Origin of the sequence: Pseudomonas sp. NY11955 (assembly GCF_048068035.1) — a bacterium.
In the GTDB taxonomy this organism is placed as follows: Bacteria; Pseudomonadota; Gammaproteobacteria; order Pseudomonadales; family Pseudomonadaceae; genus Aquipseudomonas.
The window spans coordinates 110,033-131,549 of record NZ_JBLUPS010000012.1; the positions used below are offsets into that span (position 1 = coordinate 110,033).

At 62.1% G+C, this 21,517-nt stretch carries 19 protein-coding genes; 16 read left to right on the forward strand and 3 right to left on the reverse strand.

Annotation, left to right across the window (positions count from 1 at the left end; translation table 11 throughout):
• Positions 1-2: 2 nt before the first annotated feature.
• The 11 genes from ACNFBR_RS21450 (at position 3) to ACNFBR_RS21500 (ending at position 13,949) form a co-directional block, all read left to right on the forward strand.
• Positions 3-482 carry a DUF1833 family protein gene (locus ACNFBR_RS21450; RefSeq protein ID WP_227696336.1) on the forward strand — a complete coding sequence of 160 codons (480 nt, stop codon included), beginning with the start codon at positions 3-5 and terminating at the stop codon, positions 480-482.
• The gene (locus ACNFBR_RS21455; protein ID WP_416736669.1) at positions 479-919 is read left to right on the forward strand and encodes a hypothetical protein; all 441 of its coding nucleotides are present in this window, start codon (positions 479-481) and stop codon (positions 917-919) included. Before ACNFBR_RS21450 ends, ACNFBR_RS21455 begins: the two co-directional genes overlap by 4 nt.
• Positions 855-3,917, forward strand: coding sequence for a host specificity factor TipJ family phage tail protein (locus ACNFBR_RS21460; RefSeq protein ID WP_416736670.1), 3,063 nt, complete (start codon positions 855-857; stop codon positions 3,915-3,917). The genes ACNFBR_RS21455 and ACNFBR_RS21460 overlap by 65 nt, the downstream gene beginning before the upstream one ends.
• A gap of 162 nt (positions 3,918-4,079) precedes the next feature.
• Positions 4,080-4,418, forward strand: a complete 339-nt coding sequence (locus tag ACNFBR_RS21465) for a hypothetical protein (protein ID WP_416736671.1) — start codon at positions 4,080-4,082, stop codon at positions 4,416-4,418.
• Positions 4,419-4,461: 43 nt separating this feature from the next.
• Positions 4,462-7,182 carry a hypothetical protein gene (locus tag ACNFBR_RS21470; RefSeq protein WP_416736672.1) on the forward strand — a complete coding sequence of 907 codons (2,721 nt, stop codon included), beginning with the start codon at positions 4,462-4,464 and terminating at the stop codon, positions 7,180-7,182.
• 58 nt (positions 7,183-7,240) lie between these two features.
• On the forward strand, positions 7,241-7,687 hold the full coding sequence (locus tag ACNFBR_RS21475; protein WP_416736673.1) for a structural protein P5: 447 nt from the start codon (positions 7,241-7,243) through the stop codon (positions 7,685-7,687).
• Entirely contained in the window at positions 7,684-8,202 is a 519-nt protein-coding gene (locus tag ACNFBR_RS21480; protein ID WP_416736674.1) for a DUF2514 domain-containing protein, read from the forward strand. Before ACNFBR_RS21475 ends, ACNFBR_RS21480 begins: the two co-directional genes overlap by 4 nt.
• Positions 8,203-8,366: 164 nt before the next feature.
• On the forward strand, positions 8,367-9,161 hold the full coding sequence (locus tag ACNFBR_RS21485) for a DNA adenine methylase (protein WP_416736675.1): 795 nt from the start codon (positions 8,367-8,369) through the stop codon (positions 9,159-9,161).
• 834 nt (positions 9,162-9,995) lie between these two features.
• Positions 9,996-10,856, forward strand: a complete 861-nt coding sequence (locus ACNFBR_RS21490) for an SH3 domain-containing protein (RefSeq protein WP_416736676.1) — start codon at positions 9,996-9,998, stop codon at positions 10,854-10,856.
• A gap of 8 nt (positions 10,857-10,864) precedes the next feature.
• Positions 10,865-12,730, forward strand: a complete 1,866-nt coding sequence (locus tag ACNFBR_RS21495) for a hypothetical protein (protein ID WP_416736677.1) — start codon at positions 10,865-10,867, stop codon at positions 12,728-12,730.
• Positions 12,731-12,740: 10 nt separating this feature from the next.
• Positions 12,741-13,949 (forward strand): hypothetical protein, encoded by a 1,209-nt coding sequence (locus ACNFBR_RS21500; RefSeq protein ID WP_416736678.1) that lies wholly within the window; start codon positions 12,741-12,743, stop codon positions 13,947-13,949.
• Positions 13,950-14,142: 193 nt separating this feature from the next.
• Here the strand turns inward: ACNFBR_RS21500 and ACNFBR_RS21505 are convergent, their stop codons facing one another.
• Positions 14,143-14,760, reverse strand: a complete 618-nt coding sequence (locus tag ACNFBR_RS21505; RefSeq protein WP_416736679.1) for a LysE family transporter — start codon at positions 14,758-14,760, stop codon at positions 14,143-14,145.
• A 188-nt stretch (positions 14,761-14,948) separates the two neighbouring features.
• Between ACNFBR_RS21505 and ACNFBR_RS21510 the strand changes: the two genes are divergently transcribed.
• The 4 genes from ACNFBR_RS21510 (at position 14,949) to ACNFBR_RS21525 (ending at position 18,609) form a co-directional block, all read left to right on the forward strand.
• Positions 14,949-15,140 (forward strand): YhfL family protein, encoded by a 192-nt coding sequence (locus tag ACNFBR_RS21510; RefSeq protein ID WP_003254720.1) that lies wholly within the window; start codon positions 14,949-14,951, stop codon positions 15,138-15,140.
• A gap of 327 nt (positions 15,141-15,467) precedes the next feature.
• On the forward strand, positions 15,468-17,105 hold the full coding sequence (gene mqo / locus ACNFBR_RS21515; RefSeq protein WP_416736680.1) for a malate dehydrogenase (quinone): 1,638 nt from the start codon (positions 15,468-15,470) through the stop codon (positions 17,103-17,105).
• 245 nt (positions 17,106-17,350) lie between these two features.
• Positions 17,351-17,989 (forward strand): hypothetical protein, encoded by a 639-nt coding sequence (locus ACNFBR_RS21520; protein ID WP_416736681.1) that lies wholly within the window; start codon positions 17,351-17,353, stop codon positions 17,987-17,989.
• Positions 17,989-18,609, forward strand: coding sequence for a helix-turn-helix transcriptional regulator (locus tag ACNFBR_RS21525; protein WP_416736682.1), 621 nt, complete (start codon positions 17,989-17,991; stop codon positions 18,607-18,609). Before ACNFBR_RS21520 ends, ACNFBR_RS21525 begins: the two co-directional genes overlap by 1 nt.
• A 64-nt stretch (positions 18,610-18,673) precedes the next feature.
• On the opposite strand, the gene ACNFBR_RS21530 is transcribed toward ACNFBR_RS21525, so the two are convergent.
• Complete coding sequence (locus ACNFBR_RS21530) at positions 18,674-19,009, reverse strand: ArsR/SmtB family transcription factor (RefSeq protein ID WP_416736683.1); 336 nt, start codon at positions 19,007-19,009, stop codon at positions 18,674-18,676.
• 49 nt (positions 19,010-19,058) lie between these two features.
• Between ACNFBR_RS21530 and xenA the strand changes: the two genes are divergently transcribed.
• Positions 19,059-20,150: a xenobiotic reductase XenA gene (gene xenA, locus ACNFBR_RS21535; RefSeq protein ID WP_010952388.1), complete on the forward strand. Its 1,092-nt coding sequence runs from the start codon at positions 19,059-19,061 to the stop codon at positions 20,148-20,150.
• A gap of 118 nt (positions 20,151-20,268) precedes the next feature.
• Here the strand turns inward: xenA and ACNFBR_RS21540 are convergent, their stop codons facing one another.
• Positions 20,269-21,516, reverse strand: coding sequence for an NAD(P)/FAD-dependent oxidoreductase (locus ACNFBR_RS21540; protein ID WP_416736684.1), 1,248 nt, complete (start codon positions 21,514-21,516; stop codon positions 20,269-20,271).
• Between the last annotated feature and the right edge of the window lies 1 nt (position 21,517).

The following is a 21,517-nucleotide window of genomic DNA, read 5'->3' on the forward strand; positions in this document are numbered from 1 at the left end:
CAATGAATCCAATCGAAAGGGCCTTTGCCTCGGGCGGTGATCTCCTGATCAAGACCGTGGAGGCGAGGGCGGAGGGCGAAGCGGTATCGCTACTGTTTTGCCAGGGGTATGACGACACCACTTGCACCACCGAGGACGGCCGCACCCTGACATTCACCGCACTGGCCATGGAGGAGGCGCTGCCGAAGAACGACAACAGCGCCTACCAGAGCCTGGACATTGCCCTCGACAACACGAAGGGCGAGGTCCAGCAGGTTGTTGAGGGATACAAACAGGCGGGCAAACGGATCGACATCATCTACCGCGAGTACCTGCTGAGCGACCTGACCTACCCGTCCAACGTTTTCTACATGACCGTGCTCAGCCGTGAGTACTCGAACAATGCGGCACGCTTCACCTGCGGGTTCTTCGACCTGCTGAACACGATCTTCAACCGTGACGTTCTGACCACCAATATCGCCCCTGGCATCATGTTCCTATGACCTTGAACAAATTCCTTTCCGCGCCCTACCGAGAAGGTGCGCGGGGTCCCCTTGCGTTCGATTGCTGGGGGTTGTGCATCCATGTCCGCCACCAGGTGTTCGGGCTCCCCTTGCTGCCCAGCCTTGGCGCGGTAGGGAAGGACAAGGTGAGGGAGAACACGGCGGCCTATCACGACCTCCGCCAAGGGATGGACGAATGCACTCCGCAGCCAGGCGCCATTGCCGCCGTGTTTCGCGGCGCGCTTTGCCTGCATGTCGGGGTAGTGGTCGAGGTCGAAGGCCGCCTGAAGGTGCTGGACACCAACCCAGGCGGCCCACGGCTCAGCACCATTCAAGATTTCCGAGACGCTTACCCAAGGGTGGTTTTCTACCGTGATCGCGTTCTATCCCAACAAGATGAGCAATGCCGCGCCGATCGGCACCTGGACCACAAGTAGCCGCATGACCATCGAGGCGTGGCTGAAATCCATGGCCCCGTCCTACGATCGCCGGGAAAGCCCGCCAATCAGCGTGGTGCTGAATGATGAGGTGATCTGCCACCGTGCCTGGCACAAGGTTAAGTTCAAGCCATCCGACCAGGTCGAGATCTACTTCGAGCCCAAGGGTACAGACCCGTTCACCATCACCTACGCACTCTTCAAGGGCGCCAAGGCTGTCATCAAGTGGATGCAGCCGAAAATGCCCGGCATGCCGACAGTGAACACCACCTCCGGCGACCCGATCAACGAGGCCAGTGCCAAGGGCAACAAGGTTAAGCTCGGCGACCGGATTCGCGAGGTGGCCGGCTGGCAGCGTGTCTATCCGTCCTACCTGACTGAGCCCCGGCGCTACTTTGTGTCCCCGCGCGAGCAGTGGGTGGAGATGTTCCTGTATATCTCCAAGGGCGAGGTGGATGTTCCGCTGAGCAGGATGAAGGTCGGCGATACGCCGCTGATCTCGCTTGGCGCTGACGCCCAGGTGGCGGTTTACGGCCCGGGGGAGAGTGTGTTGGGCGATCCGGCCTCCATGCTCTGGTACAACGTGACCGAAGTAGGGGCTAGCTCCAGCGGCAACGCGGGCCTCGAGCTCACGGTGGCCACCACTATTGCCCGCTCGGCCACGGCGTCCGCCTACCAGTTCAATGGCGAGTCGGTATCGGTGCCCGCCGGCGCCGGCCAGCTGCCAGCGGACTGGGAGAGCGGACTGGTGATCAGGGTTCTGCCCTACTACCAGTACACCGTAATCGACGGCGGCGCCGATCGGGACATCGTCCAGGGGCCGCTGGGGATGCTGAACCCTTATGTGGGCATGCCCATTGAGGTACAGGGCGTGAACGCGGGCGACTATGTCGTGCACAGCTACACGCCATTCAGCCCTGCCGTGCCAGCCAACCCAGGTACGGCATCGACCTTGACCGGCTCGGCTGCACCAACCCGGTATGACTTCAACGTCACCCCGCTGAGCTTTACGCTGGCGCGCGGCTCGTCGACTTACCCGATCACCCTGAACACCGCCACCACCGATCTGGCTGGCCTGGTGTCAGCGTTGAACACCAAGCTGAGCGGCTCGCCCCTCCAGGCGCAGCAGAGCAGCGGGCGGGTTCGTTTCGTTGAAGTGACGCCGTTTGCCGGCCAGGCTGTCACCGCCACGGGTGCCGCTACCATCTTGGGCTCGACTCCGGTGGGAGTTACCGGCACAGCCACTACCAGTGGCACACCCGAGCAGCCGGCCCAGATGACGCTGAACTTCGACGGTGGCGCGCCGGTGAATAGCCTTGCCGCCGGCTCCGGCATGGCCGCCATTGGCCCGCGCGGCATGCGTTACCGGATCACGTCCTACAACACCGCGCTCATGACGCTGGAGCGCCTCACGGCATCTGGCTCGGTAGATGATGATTGGCCAGGCTTCGATTTGCTGAACACGGTCAACGCCGTTATTACCCTGGACGCCTCCAATCTGGAGGGGGGCTACCGTGGACCCTACGCTTGCCAGCCCGAAGGCCAGAAGGTCACGGCGATCGAGTACTCCGTCTTCTACGCCAATGGGCTGTTCGGCCTTGGGCGGGAAGGGCAGATCTACCAGACCCAGTCCTTCCACACGTTCGAATACCGTGACATGGATATCGCCGGTGAGTGGACAGTGGTTGAGGGTGGCCATGTCGGTGACACGCGCGATGCCCTGGGCTTCACGCACCGAGTAAACCTGCCGTATCCGATGCGGGCCGAGGCTCGAATCAAGAAGCGCTGGGTCGCGTTGCCGGGCCGCGCCAACGATGAGGCCAACGATGATTCGAGTTGGTACTCGCTGTACGGGCTACGGCAGACACGCCCCGCAACCTATCCGGGCATGACCACCATGGCGGTGCGTATCCGTGGCGGTGACCGGATATCAGCGCAGTCGGAGAGCGACATCAGCGTCGAGGCCACCCGGGTGTTGCCGGTCAGATCCGCTGGGGCCTGGCAGGCTGCCGTGGCAACTCGCGGGATTGCGCCCTGGTGCCTGAGCCGGCTCAAGGCAGTCGGCTACAAGGACAGCGACATCGATCTGGAGGAGTTCGATCGCCTGGACGCCATCTGGAACGCAGCGGGCCAGTTCTACGACGAGACCATCGACGAGTCGATGACCTTGAAGGACGCCCTGAACAACGCTCTGGCCTGCGGCTGGGCCGAGTTGGTGGTGGTCAATAGCAAGATCAGGCCGGTGCAGGATGTGCCAAGGGCAGCGTTCGATCGTGAGTATGGGCTGAAAACTCAGACCTACTCGCCTCAGAACATGACCAAGGCCCTGGCCATTCAGGGGCCGCTGCCGTCGATCAACGACTACGACGGCGTGGACGTTGAGTACTACTCAACCAAGACCTGGGCATGGGAGACAGTCCCGTGCCGATGGCCGGGGGATGAGGGGGTCAAGGTCGAGATCGTCAGGCTCCCTGGCTGTGGTGACCGTGATCGCGCGTACCGCTTTGGCATGCGCCGGCGCGGTCACCAGAAGTTCAGGCTGGATACCTATGAGTGGTCAACCGAGTTGTCGGGGCGAAACTCGGGTTACCTGAGTTTCTGCGCGGTGGCCTCCGATTCGCCTGGTCGCTGCCAGAGCGCGCTGCTTGTGGACTTTGTCCGCGACGACCTGGGCGTAGTGCTTGAGTCGTCCGAGCCTTTGGACTGGTCTGCTGGCGGCGATCACCGCATCGGGGTGCGCCGGCAGGACGGGACGCTTTCGGGGCCTTACCCGGCCACCCAGGTCGACGATGTGCGCGTGCGGATTGCCGAACTGGACTTTGAGCCAGACGTTAGCTGGGACCTTGAGCCGCCACACCTGCTGTTCGGCCCGTGGTCGAGGTGGGCTTACCCCGTTTTGGTAACCAGTTCTGACCCATCGGGTGGCAATGTTGCGATGAAGGGCATGCCATACGACGAGCGGGTTTACACCTATGACAACGCCATGGCCCCGGAGTAGGGGCGTATAGGAATCCCCATGTTGCCAATTCCCGATGGGCTGCCTCTCCCGCTGCAGGAGGGATACGCATTTGCCCCGGTGAGTCCTGTGTCCAGCACGCAGATGATCACGGGTAGATCGCTCCGGCGCCGGATCTACCGGAGTACTCCAACCAGGGTCAGCGTGAGCTGGTTGCTGACTGACAAACAAGCCCAGTTGTTCGAAGGCTGGTACCGCTGGGGCATCAATGCGGTGGACTGGTTCCTCTGCCCGATCAAGAGCCCGATGGGGCTCAAGATGACCAAAGCGCAGTTCGTGGATATCTACACCGGCCCGGCATTGGTGAGCGGCAGGCTCTGGCGCTACACAGCTGAGCTGGAGCTATTCGACCTGCCGGTGCCGGATGAAGCCACGTTCATGGAACTCCTGCTCGGCATGCCCCTTCCGCAGATGAACGCCGCGATTAGCACCGAGCTTATCCGCTGGTACACAAAATCTTGGCCTGGCGCCCAGATCACCTGAATACAGACCCGCTGATGCGGGTTTTTTTTCGCCTGGAGTTTATATGAGCGGAGCTACCGACAGTCAGCTGTTCCATCAGCTGGTGACCACCGCCAACGCGCTGTTCGTATCTGATGCTGATTTCGTCACCGTTGACGGAATCCAGAAGCCGACCCTCAAAAAGATCTATGCCGAGTTCCTGGCCAGCATTGGCACCTACCCAACAGTTGCCGAAGGCCTGACGAAGACCAACGGCACCGGGACTGACAACCGGTTCTTCACGGTGCCGTCCACGGGCGACAAGGCCGAGACGCGTTACCGCAACGACGCTGGTGTCGCCGTTGAAATCAACTCGATCCTGTCGTTCATTGCCAATGCCCTGACCATCAACCGGGGCAAAGCCTTCCCGCTCCGGCAGATGAACCGTGGCGGTACCACCTCTGCAGCCAGCACGGTGCTCAACAACCTGATCCTCGACGTGAAGGTGATCGGCGACGAGGCGGATATCGACGGCAAGTACTTCCGTATCGCCTACTTCCAGAACGACGCCACCATCGGCTCGAATGCGGACCAGGGCATCGTGATCGAGCAGTTCGATGCGGCCACCTACGCATCGGCAGGTACGGCCACCATCATCAACAACAACACCGACGCCCCAGCGTCCATCGTGCGGACTGGTGGTGTGCAAACGTTCGTCATCGTGCCGCCTGGGGCGCCGCTTCTTCGTTTCATTATCACCATTGACGCTGCTGCCTTGCCGGCGGCCGGGACGCCGATTAACGCCCTGACAGCCGGCAACGCGGCCTATTCGTGGATCATCGATCCGGCCTGCTACCTGCGTGTCGCGGGGCTGGGTGATTCGCTGACCATCAATCGCGGCAAGGTCTATCCGCTGCGCAAGATGACCCGCAACGGCACCACCAGTGCTGAGCCGACCGCCTTCAGTAAGGCGATCCTGAACATCTGCATCATCGGCGCACGCCCAGGCAAGTACTATCGCCTGGCCTACTTCGTGAACGGCAGCACCGCTTTGCCCTCGGCCAAGCCTGATGGCTGGATCATCGAGGAAATCGACCAGGCCAACTACGCGACGGCCGCCAACGTTGCTACCCAAGTCATTACAGTTACAGACGCGGGAACCCCGACCATCACTCGGGACGGCATCCAGACCGTGGTGCTGGCCAGCACCGTGGCGCTCGACCTGCGAATCCTGATCACCCTGGACACTGCCCAGCTGCCGGCGTATGGCACCTTTATCGGTGCGGCCAACACGATCAACCCGGGCTACAGCTACATCATCGACCCGAGCCGCTACATCCCGGCGAAAAGCGAATCGACCAACTCGATCAGCCTCAACGCTGGACAGATCGTTCCTTTCCGCAACACCAGTCGCGGCGGCTCGGTATCGACTCCAAGCCCCCTGCAGACCAACGTGATCCTCAACGCGCGGGTGATCAACGCCAAGCGCGGCAAGTACTACGGCCTTCGCTACTTCCAGAACGGCAACGCCGCCGTGGTACCGGCAGCTGATGGCTGGATCGTGGAAGAAGTAGACATCGCAGGCTATGACGCCTCGGTCATCACCACCGGTAACAGCATCTCGGCCCTGGCCGATCCGCAGCCGGCGATCGACCGCACCTTGGGCATCCAGACGCTGCTGATCAACACCAAGACCGATGTGCGCATCGAGGTGGTGCTGGACGCTTCCAAGCTGCAGGCATATGGCACCCAGTACGGAATGAACGCCACATTCCAGAACGGTTACTCGCAGGTGATCGACCCGGCCTGCTACGAATTCCCGGTAACAAGCGGGGGCACGCCCTCGCGAGTGACCTATAGCGTCGATTCGACGGGGCGTCTCACCCTGAGCTGGCCGGATGGGGTTGGCACTCGGGGCTTTGTCTTTGGCCTGAACGGGGCCAATAGCCTGGCCAACTTTGCCAAGGTAATCCTGAACGGCGGGGTGATCAGTTCGTTCGCCACCGACTGGCTGCCGCCCATGATCTTCGACGCCGTGAACGACGGCGACGGCTGGCCCAACCTTGAGTTCACCGGTGGCAACCACCTGGTGGACGGCAAGGTGACGGCTGCGTCTGTCGCTTATGTGATCGAGGCCGATGGGGTCACCCTGGTGCCAGGGTCGAGCGGAACGGCCAGCAGGGTTACTTGCCGCATCATCAACAAGCTGATGGCGGGTAACACCGTGAGCCTGGGGAGGTATCCGCTGCTGCAGGCCTTCCAGGTCGACTTCATGCCCGGTGTGGCCGGTGTTCACGCCGAGATCATGGCGCTGGAGGACTTGGATATCTACATCGACTACGCCTGCCAGATCGTGACGAGTGGCGTCAACGACACGATGTTCTACCTTGGCGGCCAGTTCCCCACACCGATCCCGTTCGACGGCACGGTCAACTCTGGCGCGCCTTCGGCGTATCCCGATGCGTGGGCCGTGCTGACTACCAGCGCCAATGGCCAGCTGGCGGCATGGATCGACCGGGACTACGGGGTGGCTGCGGAGGAGCATATCTACGAGGGCTACGGGAAGATCATCGGTGGCGGTTCGGCGAGCACCAAGCAGTACACGTCAGCCATCCACAAATTCCTGCAGCGAAACCCCGCCAATGCGATGCGGCTGGAGGCCGGCAAATCATACCAGTGGCGAGGTGGCTACTCCTGGGGGCCGGTCAGCCTGCCGGACGGCATGGTTGCCACCCTGCGCTACATGGACGAGTGGCGAATCCGCCGAGCGTTCGCAGTTTCGGCAAGCAAGGTCCTGAAACCGTAGGTCCTGCCTCATATCAACGCCCGCCCAGCGCGGGCTTTTTTGTGCCTGGAGAAAACCAATGGCAACACCACGCGGTGTACGCAACAACAACCACGGCAACATCGATTTCAATCCACGGAACGCCTGGCAGGGTCAGCTGGGCATGGAGGAGGGCGTGGCCAAGCCGCGCTTCGCCAGGTTCGACCAGGCCGAGAACGGCATCCGTGCTTTGGGCAAGCTGCTGCTGAACTACCGGGGCAAGGACGGTATGCCCGGCGTTGGCCGGCCAGGCATCGACACTCCGCTTGAGTTCATCAGTCGCTGGGCGCCGTCCAGCGAGAACAACACCCTGGCCTACGCGCAGGCCATTGCCAAGCGCCTCGGCGTTGGCGTGCGCAACTCAATCGACATCTCCAAGCCGCAGGTGCTGCGCGAAGCCGTGGTCGGCATCATCGTCCACGAGAACGGCGGCAACCCGTACAAGCCCGAGGTGATCGACGAGGGCATCCGGCGGGCGCTGGCATGAAGGGCTGGGCCATATTGGCTGTTGCTGTGCTGCTGGCATCCCACTGGGCGGCCTACCAGCACGGCCGCTCAGTGGAGCGAGCGAACGCCGGACAGGCAACAGCTCAACGAGACAGCGGTGACCGGCTGGCGGAAGTGATCGGCGAGCGCGGCGCCCGACAGGAAGAACAACGACGCGCCACGGCGCAGGAGGAGGCGAGAGCCAATGCCCAGGAAGAACGAACGATTGCTAATGCTGGCGCTGCTGGCGCTGACGCTGCTGGCCAGCGGGTGCAGCGCGACGCGGCCCAGTTCGCCACCGCCGTCAGTTGCCCCGGCCCGGATACCGCCGCTATCGCCCGAGGCCAGAATGCCACCCGCGCCGCCATGGTGCTCTCCGACCTGTTCCGACGGGCTGATGCGCGAGCGGGAGAGCTGGCGAAAGCTTATGACAACGCCCGCATCGTTGCGAACCAGTGCGCCGCCGAGTACGACGCCTTGGTCATGAGAGGGGGGACCGAACGGCCCCGCCAGTAATTCGAAGGCTTCATGCAAAGAGAGCGGCCACCGGGGATGCGTCAACATCCCTGCTGACCGCCGAACCCGCAGACCATACCTGCAAGCCCAGCCAAGGCTCCCGCTCTGTGCACAAAGCACGGCGAGCCTAGCACCTGTTCATCCATACAGTAAAGGTTTGCAAATTGACTACCCCAATCATTCCTTGGATGGGCGGCAAGCGCCGCCTGGCCGACCGCTTGATCCCGCTTTTTCCCGCCCATGAGTGCTATGTCGAGGTCTTCGCGGGCGGCGCTGCCCTCTACTTCATGCGACCACAACCAGCCCCGGTGGAGGTCTTGAATGATCTCAACGGCGATCTGGTCAATCTTTACCGGGTGGTGCAGAACCACCTGGAGGAATTTGTCCGGCAGTTCAAATGGGCGCTGTCGTCCCGGCAGATCTTCGAGTGGCAAAAGATGGCGAGACCGGAGACGCTGACCGATATCCAGCGCGCCGCCCGGTTCTTCTACCTGCAGCAGCACGCCTTCGGCGGCAAGGTCACTGGGCAAACGTTCGGTACCGCCACCACCGGACCTGCCATCAACCTGCTGCGCATCGAAGAGAATCTGTCCGCCGCCTGGCAGCGGTTGGCCGGCACTTACGTCGAGAACCTGTCTTGGCTCGACTGTGCGCGGCGCTACGATCGAGCGCACACCTTCTTCTACATGGATCCCCCATACTGGCAGACCGCCGGCTATGGGGTCGATTTCCCGTTCGAACAATATGAGCAGATGGCCGAGTTCATGCGCACTTGCAAAGGCAAGGTGATGGTCAGCATCAACGATCATCCAGACATTCGAGCAGCCTTTGACGGGTTCCACTTCGAGCAGCTGGATATCCGGTACACCACCGCGAACCAGCGGCATGGCCAGGCCGATGTGACCGGTGAGCTGGTGATCATGAGCTGGGAGCCGTCACAACTCGGCCAGTTGTTCTGATAGGCAGGCCTGGGGGAATTTTGGGGGAATCAATCCCCCCAATGGTGTGGAGTGCTGTTGTGTCATGCTGCGTTGAAGTGCCTGATTTTATTGGGTTTTGCAAAATCAGCTCAAAAAAATATGAGGTCGAAAACGGATTCGAAATCCGTTGTACTGGCAACAGTACCTAGGGTTCAAATCCCTATCTCTCCGCCATACAAGACGAAGCCCCTGGAAGCGAAAGCTTTCAGGGGCTTTTTCGTTGCGGCTTATTTTTTCATCATCCCTAATTCGGCATCGTCCAGCAGTGCCCTGGCCATCGCGCTGAAGTAGTGCGAGGTCCAGATCAGCCTCTGGTCACCGTCCATCAGCTCCCACCGGTACAGTGCACAACGTGAGGGCAGTGAGAACCCTGTGGGAGCGGGCGAGCCCGCGAAGAGGCCGGGCCTGCTAATGCAAGGTCGGCATTTGCAATGGCATCGATGCCGACTCGACCAGTCCGTGGACCGCCTCCATTCCATGAATCACGGCCTGCTCTAGAGCGGTTTCTCGCAACATTTTGTCTTGAACTGTCAATGGCACCTTGCGCTACAATGCGCCCGCTAATACGCCACTCACGCCCAGGCCAAACGCCGTAATGATTACGCGCGCTGGGCGATGAACTCTTCCTGACATGGATTCGTTGGATGCTTCGCGCCGTACTGGTCTCCCTTTGCGCCCTTCGCTGGACGGCTGAATTGCCGTTCGCGGTCAGTGCTGCCCCCTCTCTGAAATCCCCGCACAACTTCCAATGCTGCCGCCAGAGCCTGGCTGCGGTACGCGGCTGTGCGCCCCACCGAAAATGGAGTGCTCCACTTGCGTAAGAAATTCGTCGCGTCCCTTCTGGCGGTCGCCATCGCCTCTACCACGGCCTGTGCACAGCTCGGGATCAGCAAAGAGCAAGCGGGCACCGTGATTGGTGGCCTGGCCGGTGTGGCCATCGGTTCGACCATGGGCAGTGGCAACGGCAAGATCGCCGCAGCCCTGATCGCCGGTGGCATTGGCGCCTACGTGGGCAACCGCATCGGCCACATGCTGGACGAGAAGGACCAACAGGCCCTGGCGCTGCGTACCCAGGAAGTGCTGAGCCAGCAGCAGGCTACCGCCAGCGCCCAACCGGTTACCTGGAAGTCCGACCACTCGGGCGCCACCGCGCAGATCGTGCCGGGCAAGGAATACACCCAGACCAAGAAGGTCGAGGTCAAGCGCGCGCCGAAGATCCAGGCGGTGCCGTCGATGAAGCTGATCAACGAACCGTACGTGACCATCAGCGACAACCTGAATGTACGCGCCGCACCCAACCAGAGCGGCGAAAAAGTCGGCAGCCTGAAGAACCACACCGAGTTCACCGCCGTCGGCTCCACCGGTGACTGGATCCTGGTCGGGCGCAAGGGCGTGACCGTGGGTTATGTGCACAAGAACTATGTCGAGCCCAAGGCGCAGGCCGTGGCCAAGCGCGTGACGCCGGCAGTGAACCTGGATGAGCTGGACGTTGCCGCCAGCAAGGAAACCCAAGGCTTCGACCTGGACTCGCTGCAGTCGCTGCCGACCGAAACGGTCGCCGCCGAAGCCGCCTGCCGCCCGGTCACGGTCAGCCTGAAATCGCAAAGCGGCAAGACTGAGCAAGAGCAGAACACCTTCTGCAAGCAAGCCAACGGCACCTGGGAACTGATCTGAGGAATTCCATGAAAAAGCACGCGCTCGCGCTGGCAGTGATCGGCGCTTGTGGTCTGGTACCGCAGGCGTTCGCCCACGAGCTGGCCTTCTCGAAGAAAGAAAACATCAAGGTCGAAGTGCCCGGGGACGCCACCACCTGGTGCAAACCCGAGGTCGAACTGACCATCACCCGCCCGGCCTGGGACAATCAGGAGTTGCTGTCCGGCCTGCTGACCAAGCTGCCGTTCGTGTTCGCCAAGGATTGCTCGACGGCCAAGGTGAGCTGGAAAGCCGTTGATGCCAAAGGCAATCTCTACGCCAGCGGTTCCGGCAATGCTACCAACCTGGGCCTGGTGACGTTGGCCGCCGCGCCTGTTGCCGCTGCCCCAGCACCCGCTCCGGCTACGCCTACGCCGACAGAAACGCCGGCAGCCGTTGCCCCCGCTCCCGCCGCCGCGCCAACCCCTGAGCCGGCCCCTGCGATAGCCGAAGCAGCGCCTGCGAAAGCAGAGCCGGCCCCCGTGCCAGCTCCAGCTGTCGCAGCAGAGCCCGCACCGGTGCCGCCTGCCGAAGCCCCGGTCGCAGCGCCTGTCGCTCCGCCCGTTCCAGCCCCGGCCGCTGCCGTAGCCGCAGCGCCTACCTCGGACTTTGGCCGCAGCGTGGTGCTGGAGAACCGCAACCTGATGCAGGTAACGGACGGCGCGGGCTGCAAATGGGTGCTCAGCCGCGAAATCATCAGCAATGGCGATACCCTGTCGTTCGGCACCACTCCGGCCATGCCGTGCCCGGCGTCGGGCTTTGGCGAAGGCAATTTCGAAAAAATCAGCTGGAAGGCCGTGGGCACCTACCGTGGTGATAACTGGACCCGCGTATACGCTCACCCGAGCGGCTTGATCTTCAACAAGAACCTTGAAGCTGCGGTAAAAGACAAGGCTGTTTCCTACCTCACGGCGGATGCTGACCAGGCTGCGTTCCTGGTTGGCGAAATCCCTTCCCGGCAGATGAAGGTTTACCTGACCTTCACCCGCTCCAGTTACGGTGTGCTGCGCCCGTTCGGCAGCGACCCTTACTACGTGGCCGTCACGCCTGACGAGTCGTTCGCCCTGGACGCGGCCAAGTACAAGGAAGCCGCGGTGGAAATCTTCGAGCTGATCAAGACCACCTCGCCGACCACCACCGATGTGGCCAATCTGTTCATCGTCAAGAACCTGTCGGCGATTTCGAACAGCATGTGGGGCAACGACGCACAGAAGATCACCCGCAACCGCATCGGCATCAACCGCCAAGGCCTGTTCTTCGATGTGCGCGATGGTGCCAACTGGGCGGTTCAGCGTGAGCAGCAGCGTGTGCGTGAAGAGCGTCAGCGCCAACAGGAACTGGCCCACGTGCACACCCGTGTGCTGGAACGCTACCAGCAGTTGCAAGACGGCATGAGCGATTTCAAGGGGCGCGAAACCGAGGCCCTGGCGCAGATGGCCGGCATCAAGGTGCGCTTCGCTTCGCCGCTGGAGCAGCAAAACCCTGCGACCTCGGCCCGCGTTGCGCCGATGATGGTGCACGTCACCGGCAAAAAGGGCGACTTCTTCACCCTCGACTTCCCGAGCAAAGGCCGCCTGGTGGCGGACGAGGAATACAGCGAAGGCTGGTACGTGACCCAGGTGGCCAATGCCACGCCGTACTACCCGCTGGACGATGGCCGCGCCGTGCCCACCTACCGTGCCTACAGTGCAGGTGAGCCCGAGGCCTGCCAGCAGGACCACTGTGCCGATCGCGTGTCGTTCGGTGCCGTACTGGCCAAGGAGTTCCCCAACGCCGGTATCGATTTCAGCTGGACCCCCGAGGTCTCCCAAAAGTACGTGAACGACTGGAACAACGCTTCCGCCATGGTCCAGTGAGGCAAACACCATGATCAAACAGATGAACAAGAAGCAGCTGCTGATTGGCGGTGTAGCCGCGGCGGTGCTGGTGCTCGGCGGTGGCTATGCGATGGTCTCCAGCTCGGGCAAGAAGGCTGCGCTGGCTTACTACGACGATTTCAAGGAGCGCTATTTCCTTGAGGACGTACTGGCTGAGGGCGACATTTCCTACTCGGCATTTTCAGGCAACCTGACCGTCGCCGATCCCGAAATCCGCGTCGCCGCGGCGCAGACCAATGGCGCCCAGCAGTTCATGCGTGGCCTGTCGGGCCTGATGGAATCGGTTCGCGGCAGTTCGGCGGAAGATGGCCTGGCGGGTTGGGCCAAGTACCAGCTCAATGTCAGCCGCAATGTGGGCGGTGTGTACCTGAAGGCGGATGCGCTGAAGCTGGCCCACGACGGCGACAGCAAGGACGGCAGCATTCACATCCAACTGCTCGGCATGCAGATGGGCAACCCCTTCGTGGCCAGCAAGGGCGCTGAAGTGGTGCTGGTGGCTGATGTCAGCGACGAAATCCAGCCGCGCGCCGAGCTGGCCGCCAATGGCCGGGCCACGGAGTCGAGCTTCGACTGGGGGGCCAACATGGCGGTGCGCCAGCCGGTGACTGGTGCGTTCCTGGTCAGCAGCACGGGTGATTTTGGCACCACGGTCGACCTGGACTTCACGATCAAGCGTTCCAGTGACGGTGAAGGCTCGATGGCGTTTGTCGTGACCCATCGCAACGACGGCTCCAAGGTGGGGGAGATCGTGCGCAAGGCCGACTTCCAGTCGCTGCCTGAACTGGACGATGTCGAAACCCAGCTCAAGAGTGCCTTGAGCGCCATGCTGATCGGGGCATACAGCCCGTACACCGGCCAGGCCGTTTTGGCCGAAGCGGTAAGTGGCTTTGCGCGCAAGGCCAAGGTTGAGAACTACAGCGTGAGCTATAGCGGCTTCAAGCCGTTGAAAGAGGCTTTCAGCGACTTCCAGCAGCAGGTACCGAAGGCGAAGTTCGCGGCGTTCTGCGCAGAAGTTGGCTTGTCGTCGTGGAGCAGTGATTTCGGCGCCAAGGGCAAGAGCCACAGCGACTCGGAATGTGCCATCGGGCAGAAGCTGGTCGAGGAAGGCAAGTTCGAAGAGCAGTACACCTTCAAGGAAGGCAAGAGCCTGTTTGCGGCGTTGTTCGTGAGCAAGGCATATCAACTGGAAACCAATTGACTGGGTAATGGTTGGTTGAACAAACCCCCGGGAACTTCGAGTTGCCGGGGGCTTTTTTTACAGTCGCTTTCAGGTTTGCAAGGCCTTTGTAGGAGCAGCCTTGCGCTGCGAAGAGGCCCTGACCGGCAGTACATACGTGTTGGCCATTTCGCAGCACAAGGCTGCTCCTACGGGGGGCGTGCCGATCATGCCCTCAGCGCATCGCGGCCAGTTTAATGCCGAACCCTACCAGGCAAGCCCCCGCCAATCTCTCGAGCATATTGGCGATCCGCGGGTTGGCGCGCATGCGTTCGGCCAGCCGGTGGGTCAGCACCACGGCAATCAGCCCGTACAGGAACGTGATCACCGCCACTGTCGCGGCCATGAAGCCGAACGTCACCAACCCCTGGTGTTGCAACGGGTCGATGAACAGTGGGAAGAACGCCATGTAGAACATGATCGCCTTGGGGTTGAGCAAGGTTATCAGCATGGTCTGGCGCAGGTACTGGCCGTTGTCCATGCGGCTGGTGCGCGGCGCGTCACTCGGTTTGCTCAGCAGCATGCGTAAACCCAGGTAGGCCAGGTACCCGGCGCCCGCCCACTGCACCACATGGAAGGCTGCAGGGTAGGCGGCCAGCAAGGTGGCGACGCCGGCCACCGCCAGCCACAACAACACCTGGTCACCTACGATCACCCCGAAGGTAGCGGCCAGGCCTGCCTTGATACCGCCCTTGCCGGTGGCAGTGATCAGCGCAAAATTGCCCGGGCCGGGGATGGCCAGGAGGATGATGAAGGCGATGACGAATGCGCCGTAGTCGGTAACGCCAAGCATGGTGAACTCCTGTTGGGCAGTGCGAAGGCAAAGTATGACTATCGTCGCCAACTGCGTGCTTTACAACCGGTTGTTGCATACACGCAAAGCATCAATGCCGCCCGCGACTTGGATCCAATGCTCAGGTTCTGTATCATCCGGCCGCCATCAGACGATGGCCGAAGATGATTCATTTAAAGGACTGAGTAATGAAAAAGCTGTTCAAGGCCACCGTTGCCGTTGCCGTCGTTTCGGGTGTTGCCCTGCTGTCGGGTTGCACTGGCCAGGTTTACAACCAACCTAAAAACTGCACCTACGACTACCTGTTCCACCCTTCGGTTTCCATCTCCAAGATCATCGGTGGCTGCGGCCCGATCGATAAACTGCCTCAGCAGCAGTAATCTTGGCGGTACCCTGATCGCGACGCTTGCGGCGTGATCCAAGGCCCCCGGGCATGTACATGACCGGGGGTTTTTGTTTTTTACGTGACAATCTGCCGCTGGGGCAACCCGTCGCCTTGACGCAAGGACCTGCAATTTGTTTGTGCTGGCAATTCAGATACAATCGGAAAAACGATTCAGCCTTGTCGGTCAATTCGACAATAGGCCGAGTCGTTTTCTGGTTCTCTGGCTGCTGAACAATGATCAACAACAAGCCTGCGCTGAAGAACACGTTTTACCGGGGCCAGCCACAGGCCCTCACTCTGTTCTCCTGACTGGAATTGATCAATGTTCAAGAAAGCTGGCAAGACCTTGCTGGGTCTGGCAGTCGCTGCAAGCGTCATGCAAGCGCACGCCGCAGAAACCAAGAAAGTAGACGTGCTGCTGGTCGGCGGCGGCATCATGAGCTCCACCCTGGCCGTGTGGCTGCACGAGCTGGAGCCAAGCTGGTCGATGGAGATGGTCGAGCGCCTGGACGGCGTGGCCGAAGAAAGCTCCAACGGCTGGAACAATGCAGGTACCGGCCACTCCGCGCTGGCCGAGCTGAACTACACCCCGGAAGACAAAGACGGCAACGTCAACATCTCCAAGGCCATCGAAATCAACGAAGCCTTCCAGATCTCCCGCCAGTTCTGGTCGTGGCAGGTTCGCCAGGGCGTGCTGAAGAACCCACACTCGTTCATCAACACCACTCCGCACATGAGCTTCGTGTGGGGCGATGACAACATCAAGTTCCTGAAGAAGCGCTACGACGCACTGCAGGCCAGCCCGCTGTTCCGGCCGATGCAGTACTCCGAGGACCACGCGCAGATCGCCAAGTGGGTCCCGCTGATGATGGAAGGCCGTGACCCGAACCAGAAGCTGGCGGTCACCTGGACGCCAATCGGCACCGACGTCAACTTCGGCGAGATCACCCGCCAGTTCGTTGGCCACCTGCAAACCCAGAAAGGCTTCGACCTGAAGCTGTCCAGCGAAGTGCAGGACATCACCCGCAACGAGGACGGCTCCTGGCACGTCGAGTACAAGAACCTGAAGGACGGTACCGAGTCGGCCACCGATGCCAAGTTCCTGTTCATCGGTGCCGGCGGTGGCGCACTGAAGCTGCTGCAGAAGTCGGGCATTCCTGAAGCCAAGGAGTACGCAGGCTTCCCGGTAGGTGGTTCGTTCCTGGTGACCGAGAACCCGACCGTGGCCATGCAGCACATGGCCAAGGCCTACGGCATCGCCTCGACCGGTGCGCCGCCCATGTCGGTACCGCACCTGGACACCCGCGTGCTGGACGGCAAGCGCGTGATCCTGTTTGGCCCGTTCGCCACCTTCTCGACCAAGTTCCTGAAGAACGGTTCGTACCTGGACCTGCTGAGCAGCACCACCACTCACAACGTGTGGCCGATGACCAAGGTCGGTATCGAGCAGTATCCGCTGGTCGAGTACCTCGCCGGCCAGCTGATGCTGTCTGACGATGACCGCTTCGAAGCGCTGCGCACCTACTTCCCGAATGCCAAGAAGGAAGACTGGCGCCTGTGGCAGGCCGGCCAGCGCGTGCAGATCATCAAGCGTGATGCCGAGAAGGGCGGCGTGCTGAAGCTGGGCACCGAAGTGGTGGCCTCCGAAGACCGCACCATCGCTGGCCTGCTGGGCGCCTCGCCGGGTGCTTCGACGGCTGCGCCGATCATGCTGAACGTGCTGGAAACCGTGTTCAAGGAGAAGGTCGCTACCCCAGAGTGGCAGGCCAAGATCAAGGAAATCGTGCCGAGCTACGGCACCAAGCTGAACGACTCGGCAGCGGCCACCCAGAAAGAGTGGAACTACACCGCAGAAGTGCTGCAGCTGGAAAAACCGCCGGTGATCGACGCCAGCGTCGATTTCGGTGGCGCGGCTAGCCAGCCGGTCGAAAGCAAGCCTGAGAACGACATGGCGCTGTAACGGGCCATTGTTGTGAAAGAAGCCACGGGGGAAACCTCGTGGCTTTTTTGTTGCCTGTGCGGGCCCCTTCGCAGCACAGGGCTGCTCCTACCAGAGGGTAACGTTCGCCTGTGTAGGAGCAGCCTTGTGCTGCGAAGGGGCCCGCACAGGAAACCACTGATCGGAAACCTGTTCGCAGACCAATAAAAACATATTTTGATGCTTAAATTAATCTTGTCAGTCGATCCCTCCAGGAGGGTGCCGTCATGAACACCAAGATTGCCGCCTTACTGCTGCTCGCCCTGTGCGCCCAGCCGGCATGGAGCCAGAGCTACTCCACCCCGACCCCCGCCAGCAAACCCGCCGAATCCGCTGCAATGACCACGCGCATGGCCCTGCGCGACCTGTGGGTCGAGCACATTTTCTGGGTCCGCAACTACGCCGTGGCCAACCAGGCCGGCAACGCCAAACAAGCTGAAGTCGCGGCCAACGAAGTGGTCAGCGACGCCACGCGAATCGCCAACAGCATCGCGCCGTTATATGGCCAGCCCGCTGCCGACCAGTTGCTGAAACTGCTGGCTGGCCACTGGGGCGCGATCAAGCACTACAGCGACGCCACTGTGGCCAAGGACAACAAAGGCCAGCAAGCTGCCGTCGGCGAGCTGACCAGCAATGCCAAGGCCATCGCTGCATTCCTGGCCAAAGCCAACCCGAACTTGCCCGAGGCGACCTTGCTGACGCTGCTCAGTGCCCATGGCGGCCACCATGTGGCGCAGATCGACCAGCTGGCGGCCGGTGACTACGCGGGCGAAGCGCGTACCTGGGGGATGATGCGCGAGCATATCCTGACCCTGTCCGACGCCCTCGCCGCGGCGTTGGTCAAACAATTCCCGGACAAGTTCTGATGCTCGAAGGCCTGGGCCGTACCCAACGGGACCTGCTCCACGCGTTGCTGCATCAGCCCGCCGGCATGAGCATCGACGACTTGGCGCAGGCCCTGGCCATTACCCGCACGGCGGTGCGCCAGCACCTGGCGGCGCTAGAGCGTGATGGCCTGGTCAAGCGCGGCGCCACCCGGCCTACCGGGCGGCGCCCAGAGCAGCTGCATGAGCTGACGGACCTTGCCCGCGAACAGTTCCCCCGTCAGTACCCACTGCTGGCCAATCTACTGATTGGTGAGGTGGCAGGTTTGCTAGGCCAAGAGGCGTTGCTGGCGCTGATGCGCCAACTGGGGCGCAAGTTGGCGGCTGACCTCGAACACAAGGTGGTGGACGAAGCACGCATCGTCGAGCATATGAACGATGCCGGCTATGAAGCGCAGGTGTTCTTCCGCTCGGCGGGGGAGCCGCAGATCGTGGCGCACAATTGTGTGTTCCATCATCTGGCCAAGGCGCACCCGGTGGTGTGCGAGCTCGATCTGGCGCTGATCGGCGCGCTGGGTGGGGCTGAAGTCAGCCATGAAGAATGCATGCTCAGGGGCGGGCAGGTGTGCCGCTTTGCCCTGGGCAAAAAGCAGGATAGATAGCGGCTGCACCGGCCTCTTCGCGGGCTTGCCCGCTCCCACCGGGGACGTGTCAGGCTTGAAGGCATCATTGCTGGCGCAGGATGCACTCCAGCAACCCGGGGAACCGCTCACCCAGCATTTCGCTACGCAGCGAATTCATATGGGTAGTGCCCACATTGCGGGTTTGCACCAACCCGGCATCACGCAATACGCGGAAGTGGTGGGACATGCTCGATTTCGGGCGGCCCCCGTCCAGTTCGCCGCAACTGGCTTCTGCCACGCCGGCCAGATGGCGGACGATTTCCAGGCGCACGGGGTCGCTGAGCGCATAGAGCAGGCGTTCGAGGATCAGGTCTTCAGGGTTGGGATGTTTATAGGCTCGCATGGCTCGCATGATAACGGGGGTTTCATTAATTGCCATAGTTCGATTATGATCGAACAACAGTATTCAGATGAACCCGGAGTTTCCCATGTCCGCACTGTTCGAACCCTACACCCTCAAAGACGTCACCCTGCGTAACCGCATTGCCATTCCACCAATGTGCCAGTACATGGCCGAAGACGGCATGATCAACGACTGGCACCACGTGCACCTGGCCGGCCTGGCCCGTGGTGGTGCCGGTCTGTTGGTGGTCGAGGCCACAGCGGTGGCGCCGGAAGGGCGCATCACCCCCGGTTGCGCCGGTATCTGGAGCGATGCCCACGCCCAGGCTTTCGTGCCGGTGGTGCAGGCGATCAAGGCTGCCGGTTCCGTACCGGGTATCCAGATCGCCCATGCCGGGCGCAAGGCCAGCGCCAACCGCCCCTGGGAAGGTGACGACCATATTGCCGCCGACGATGCCCGTGGCTGGGAAACCATCGCCCCGTCGGCCATCGCGTTTGGTGCGCACTTGCCGAAAGTGCCGCGCGAAATGACCCTGGACGACATCGCCCGGGTCAAGCAGGACTTCGTCGATGCCGCCCGCCGTGCGCGCGATGCCGGCTTCGAGTGGATCGAGCTGCACTTTGCCCATGGCTACCTGGGCCAGAGCTTCTTCTCCGAGCATTCCAACAAGCGTACCGATGCCTACGGCGGCAGCTTCGACAACCGCAGCCGCTTCTTGCTGGAAACCCTGGCCGCGGTGCGTGAAGTGTGGCCGGAGAACCTGCCGCTGACCGCGCGCTTTGGTGTGCTGGAATACGATGGCCGCGATGAGCAGACCCTGGAAGAGTCGATCGAGCTGGCGCGCCGCTTCAAGGCCGGTGGCCTGGACCTGCTGAGCGTGAGTGTCGGCTTCACCATCCCCGACACCAACATCCCATGGGGCCCGGCGTTCATGGGGCCGATTGCCGAGCGTGTGCGCCGCGAAGCGAAGCTGCCGGTGACGTCGGCCTGGGGCTTTGGCACGCCGCAGCTGGCCGAGGCCGCGTTGCAGGCCAACCAGCTGGATCTGGTTTCGGTAGGGCGCGCGCACCTGGCCGACCCGCACTGGGCTTACTTTGCCGCCAAGGAACTCGGGGTCGAGAAAGCTTCCTGGACCTTGCCAGCACCCTATGCGCACTGGCTTGAGCGTTATCGCTGAGGATGCCGGGGCTGCTGCGCAGCCCATTCGCGGCGCAAGGCCGCTCCTACAGGGGATCGTGTGCACTTTGTAGGAGCGGCCTTGCGCCGCGAATGGGCCGCACAGCGGCCCCAAGCACCTAAAACCGATCCAACCGGTAGGCGCCCATCTCAGCCCCTCCGGCCCGCTCAGCCAACCGCCCCACCCATTCCGCCGTCACTGCCGCCTGGGTCAATCCCAAGTGCTGATGCCCAAACGCCAGCAGCACCCGCCCATCGCACACCCGATCGATCACCGGCAACGAGTCGGGCAGCGAAGGCCGCAAGCCCATCCACGGTGTCGCCCCTTCGGTACTCAAGTCGCGCCGGAACAACCCCTTGCTCAACCGGTGCAACTGCCATGCCCGTTGCATGCTCGGCGGTGCCTCCAGCCCGGCGAACTCCACCGTGCCAGCCAGGCGCAAGCCGTCGGCCATGGGCGTCATGATGAACTTGCGCTCCAGCGAAGTGACCGCAAACGGCAAGCGTTGGTGCTCACCTGGCAGCATCAGGTGGTAGCCACGCTCGGTATCCAGCGGCACCCGTTTGCCAGTCAGTGCGCTAGTCAACCGAGCTGAATGCGCACCACAGCTGATCAGCACCTGGCGGGCATTGAGCGGGCCTTGGTCGCTGGCCAGGCTGACCCCGCCGCTGTGTAACTGCCCGCCATCGACCTGCGCCTGGACAAAACGCACGCCATTGGCCTTGGCCGCTTCGAACAGCTCGCAGACTACACGGAACGGGTCGATGAAATGCCCAGTCTTCGGAAAAAACAGCCCGCCCAGCAAAGACGGGCTCAGTTGTGGCGCCGCTTCGCGTACGGTGTCCGCCGACCAGAAATCCACGGGCACTGCCTGCTGTTGCATGCGCGCGCGCAATGCCTCCAGCGCCTGGCGTGACTCGGGCCGCTCGAACACCAGCAGCGAGCCATCTTCCTGGAACAGTTCGCTGCGCCCGATCGAACCCAGCAACCGCTGCCAGGCGCTCAAGCTGGGTTCGTTCAACGTGCGGATGCCGGCCACGCTGCGCTGGAATGGCGCCGGGCGCAGGTTGAGCAGCAGCCGGGTGAACCATGGCATGGCCTTGGGCAGGTATTTCCAGTCCAGCCGCAGTGGGCCCATGGGGTCCAGCAGCATGCGGGGCAAGCGCTTGAGGATTGACAGGTCGGCAATCGGGAACACTTGTTCGGTGGCCAGGTGCCCGGCGTTACCGTAGGACGCACCAAGGCCTGGCGCCTGGCGGTCGATCAGCGTTACCCGGCGGCCCTGGCGGGCCAGCTGCAGGGCGCAGGCGACGCCGACGATGCCGGCACCCACCACGGCGATATCGGTTTCAGCGGTTTCGACCATG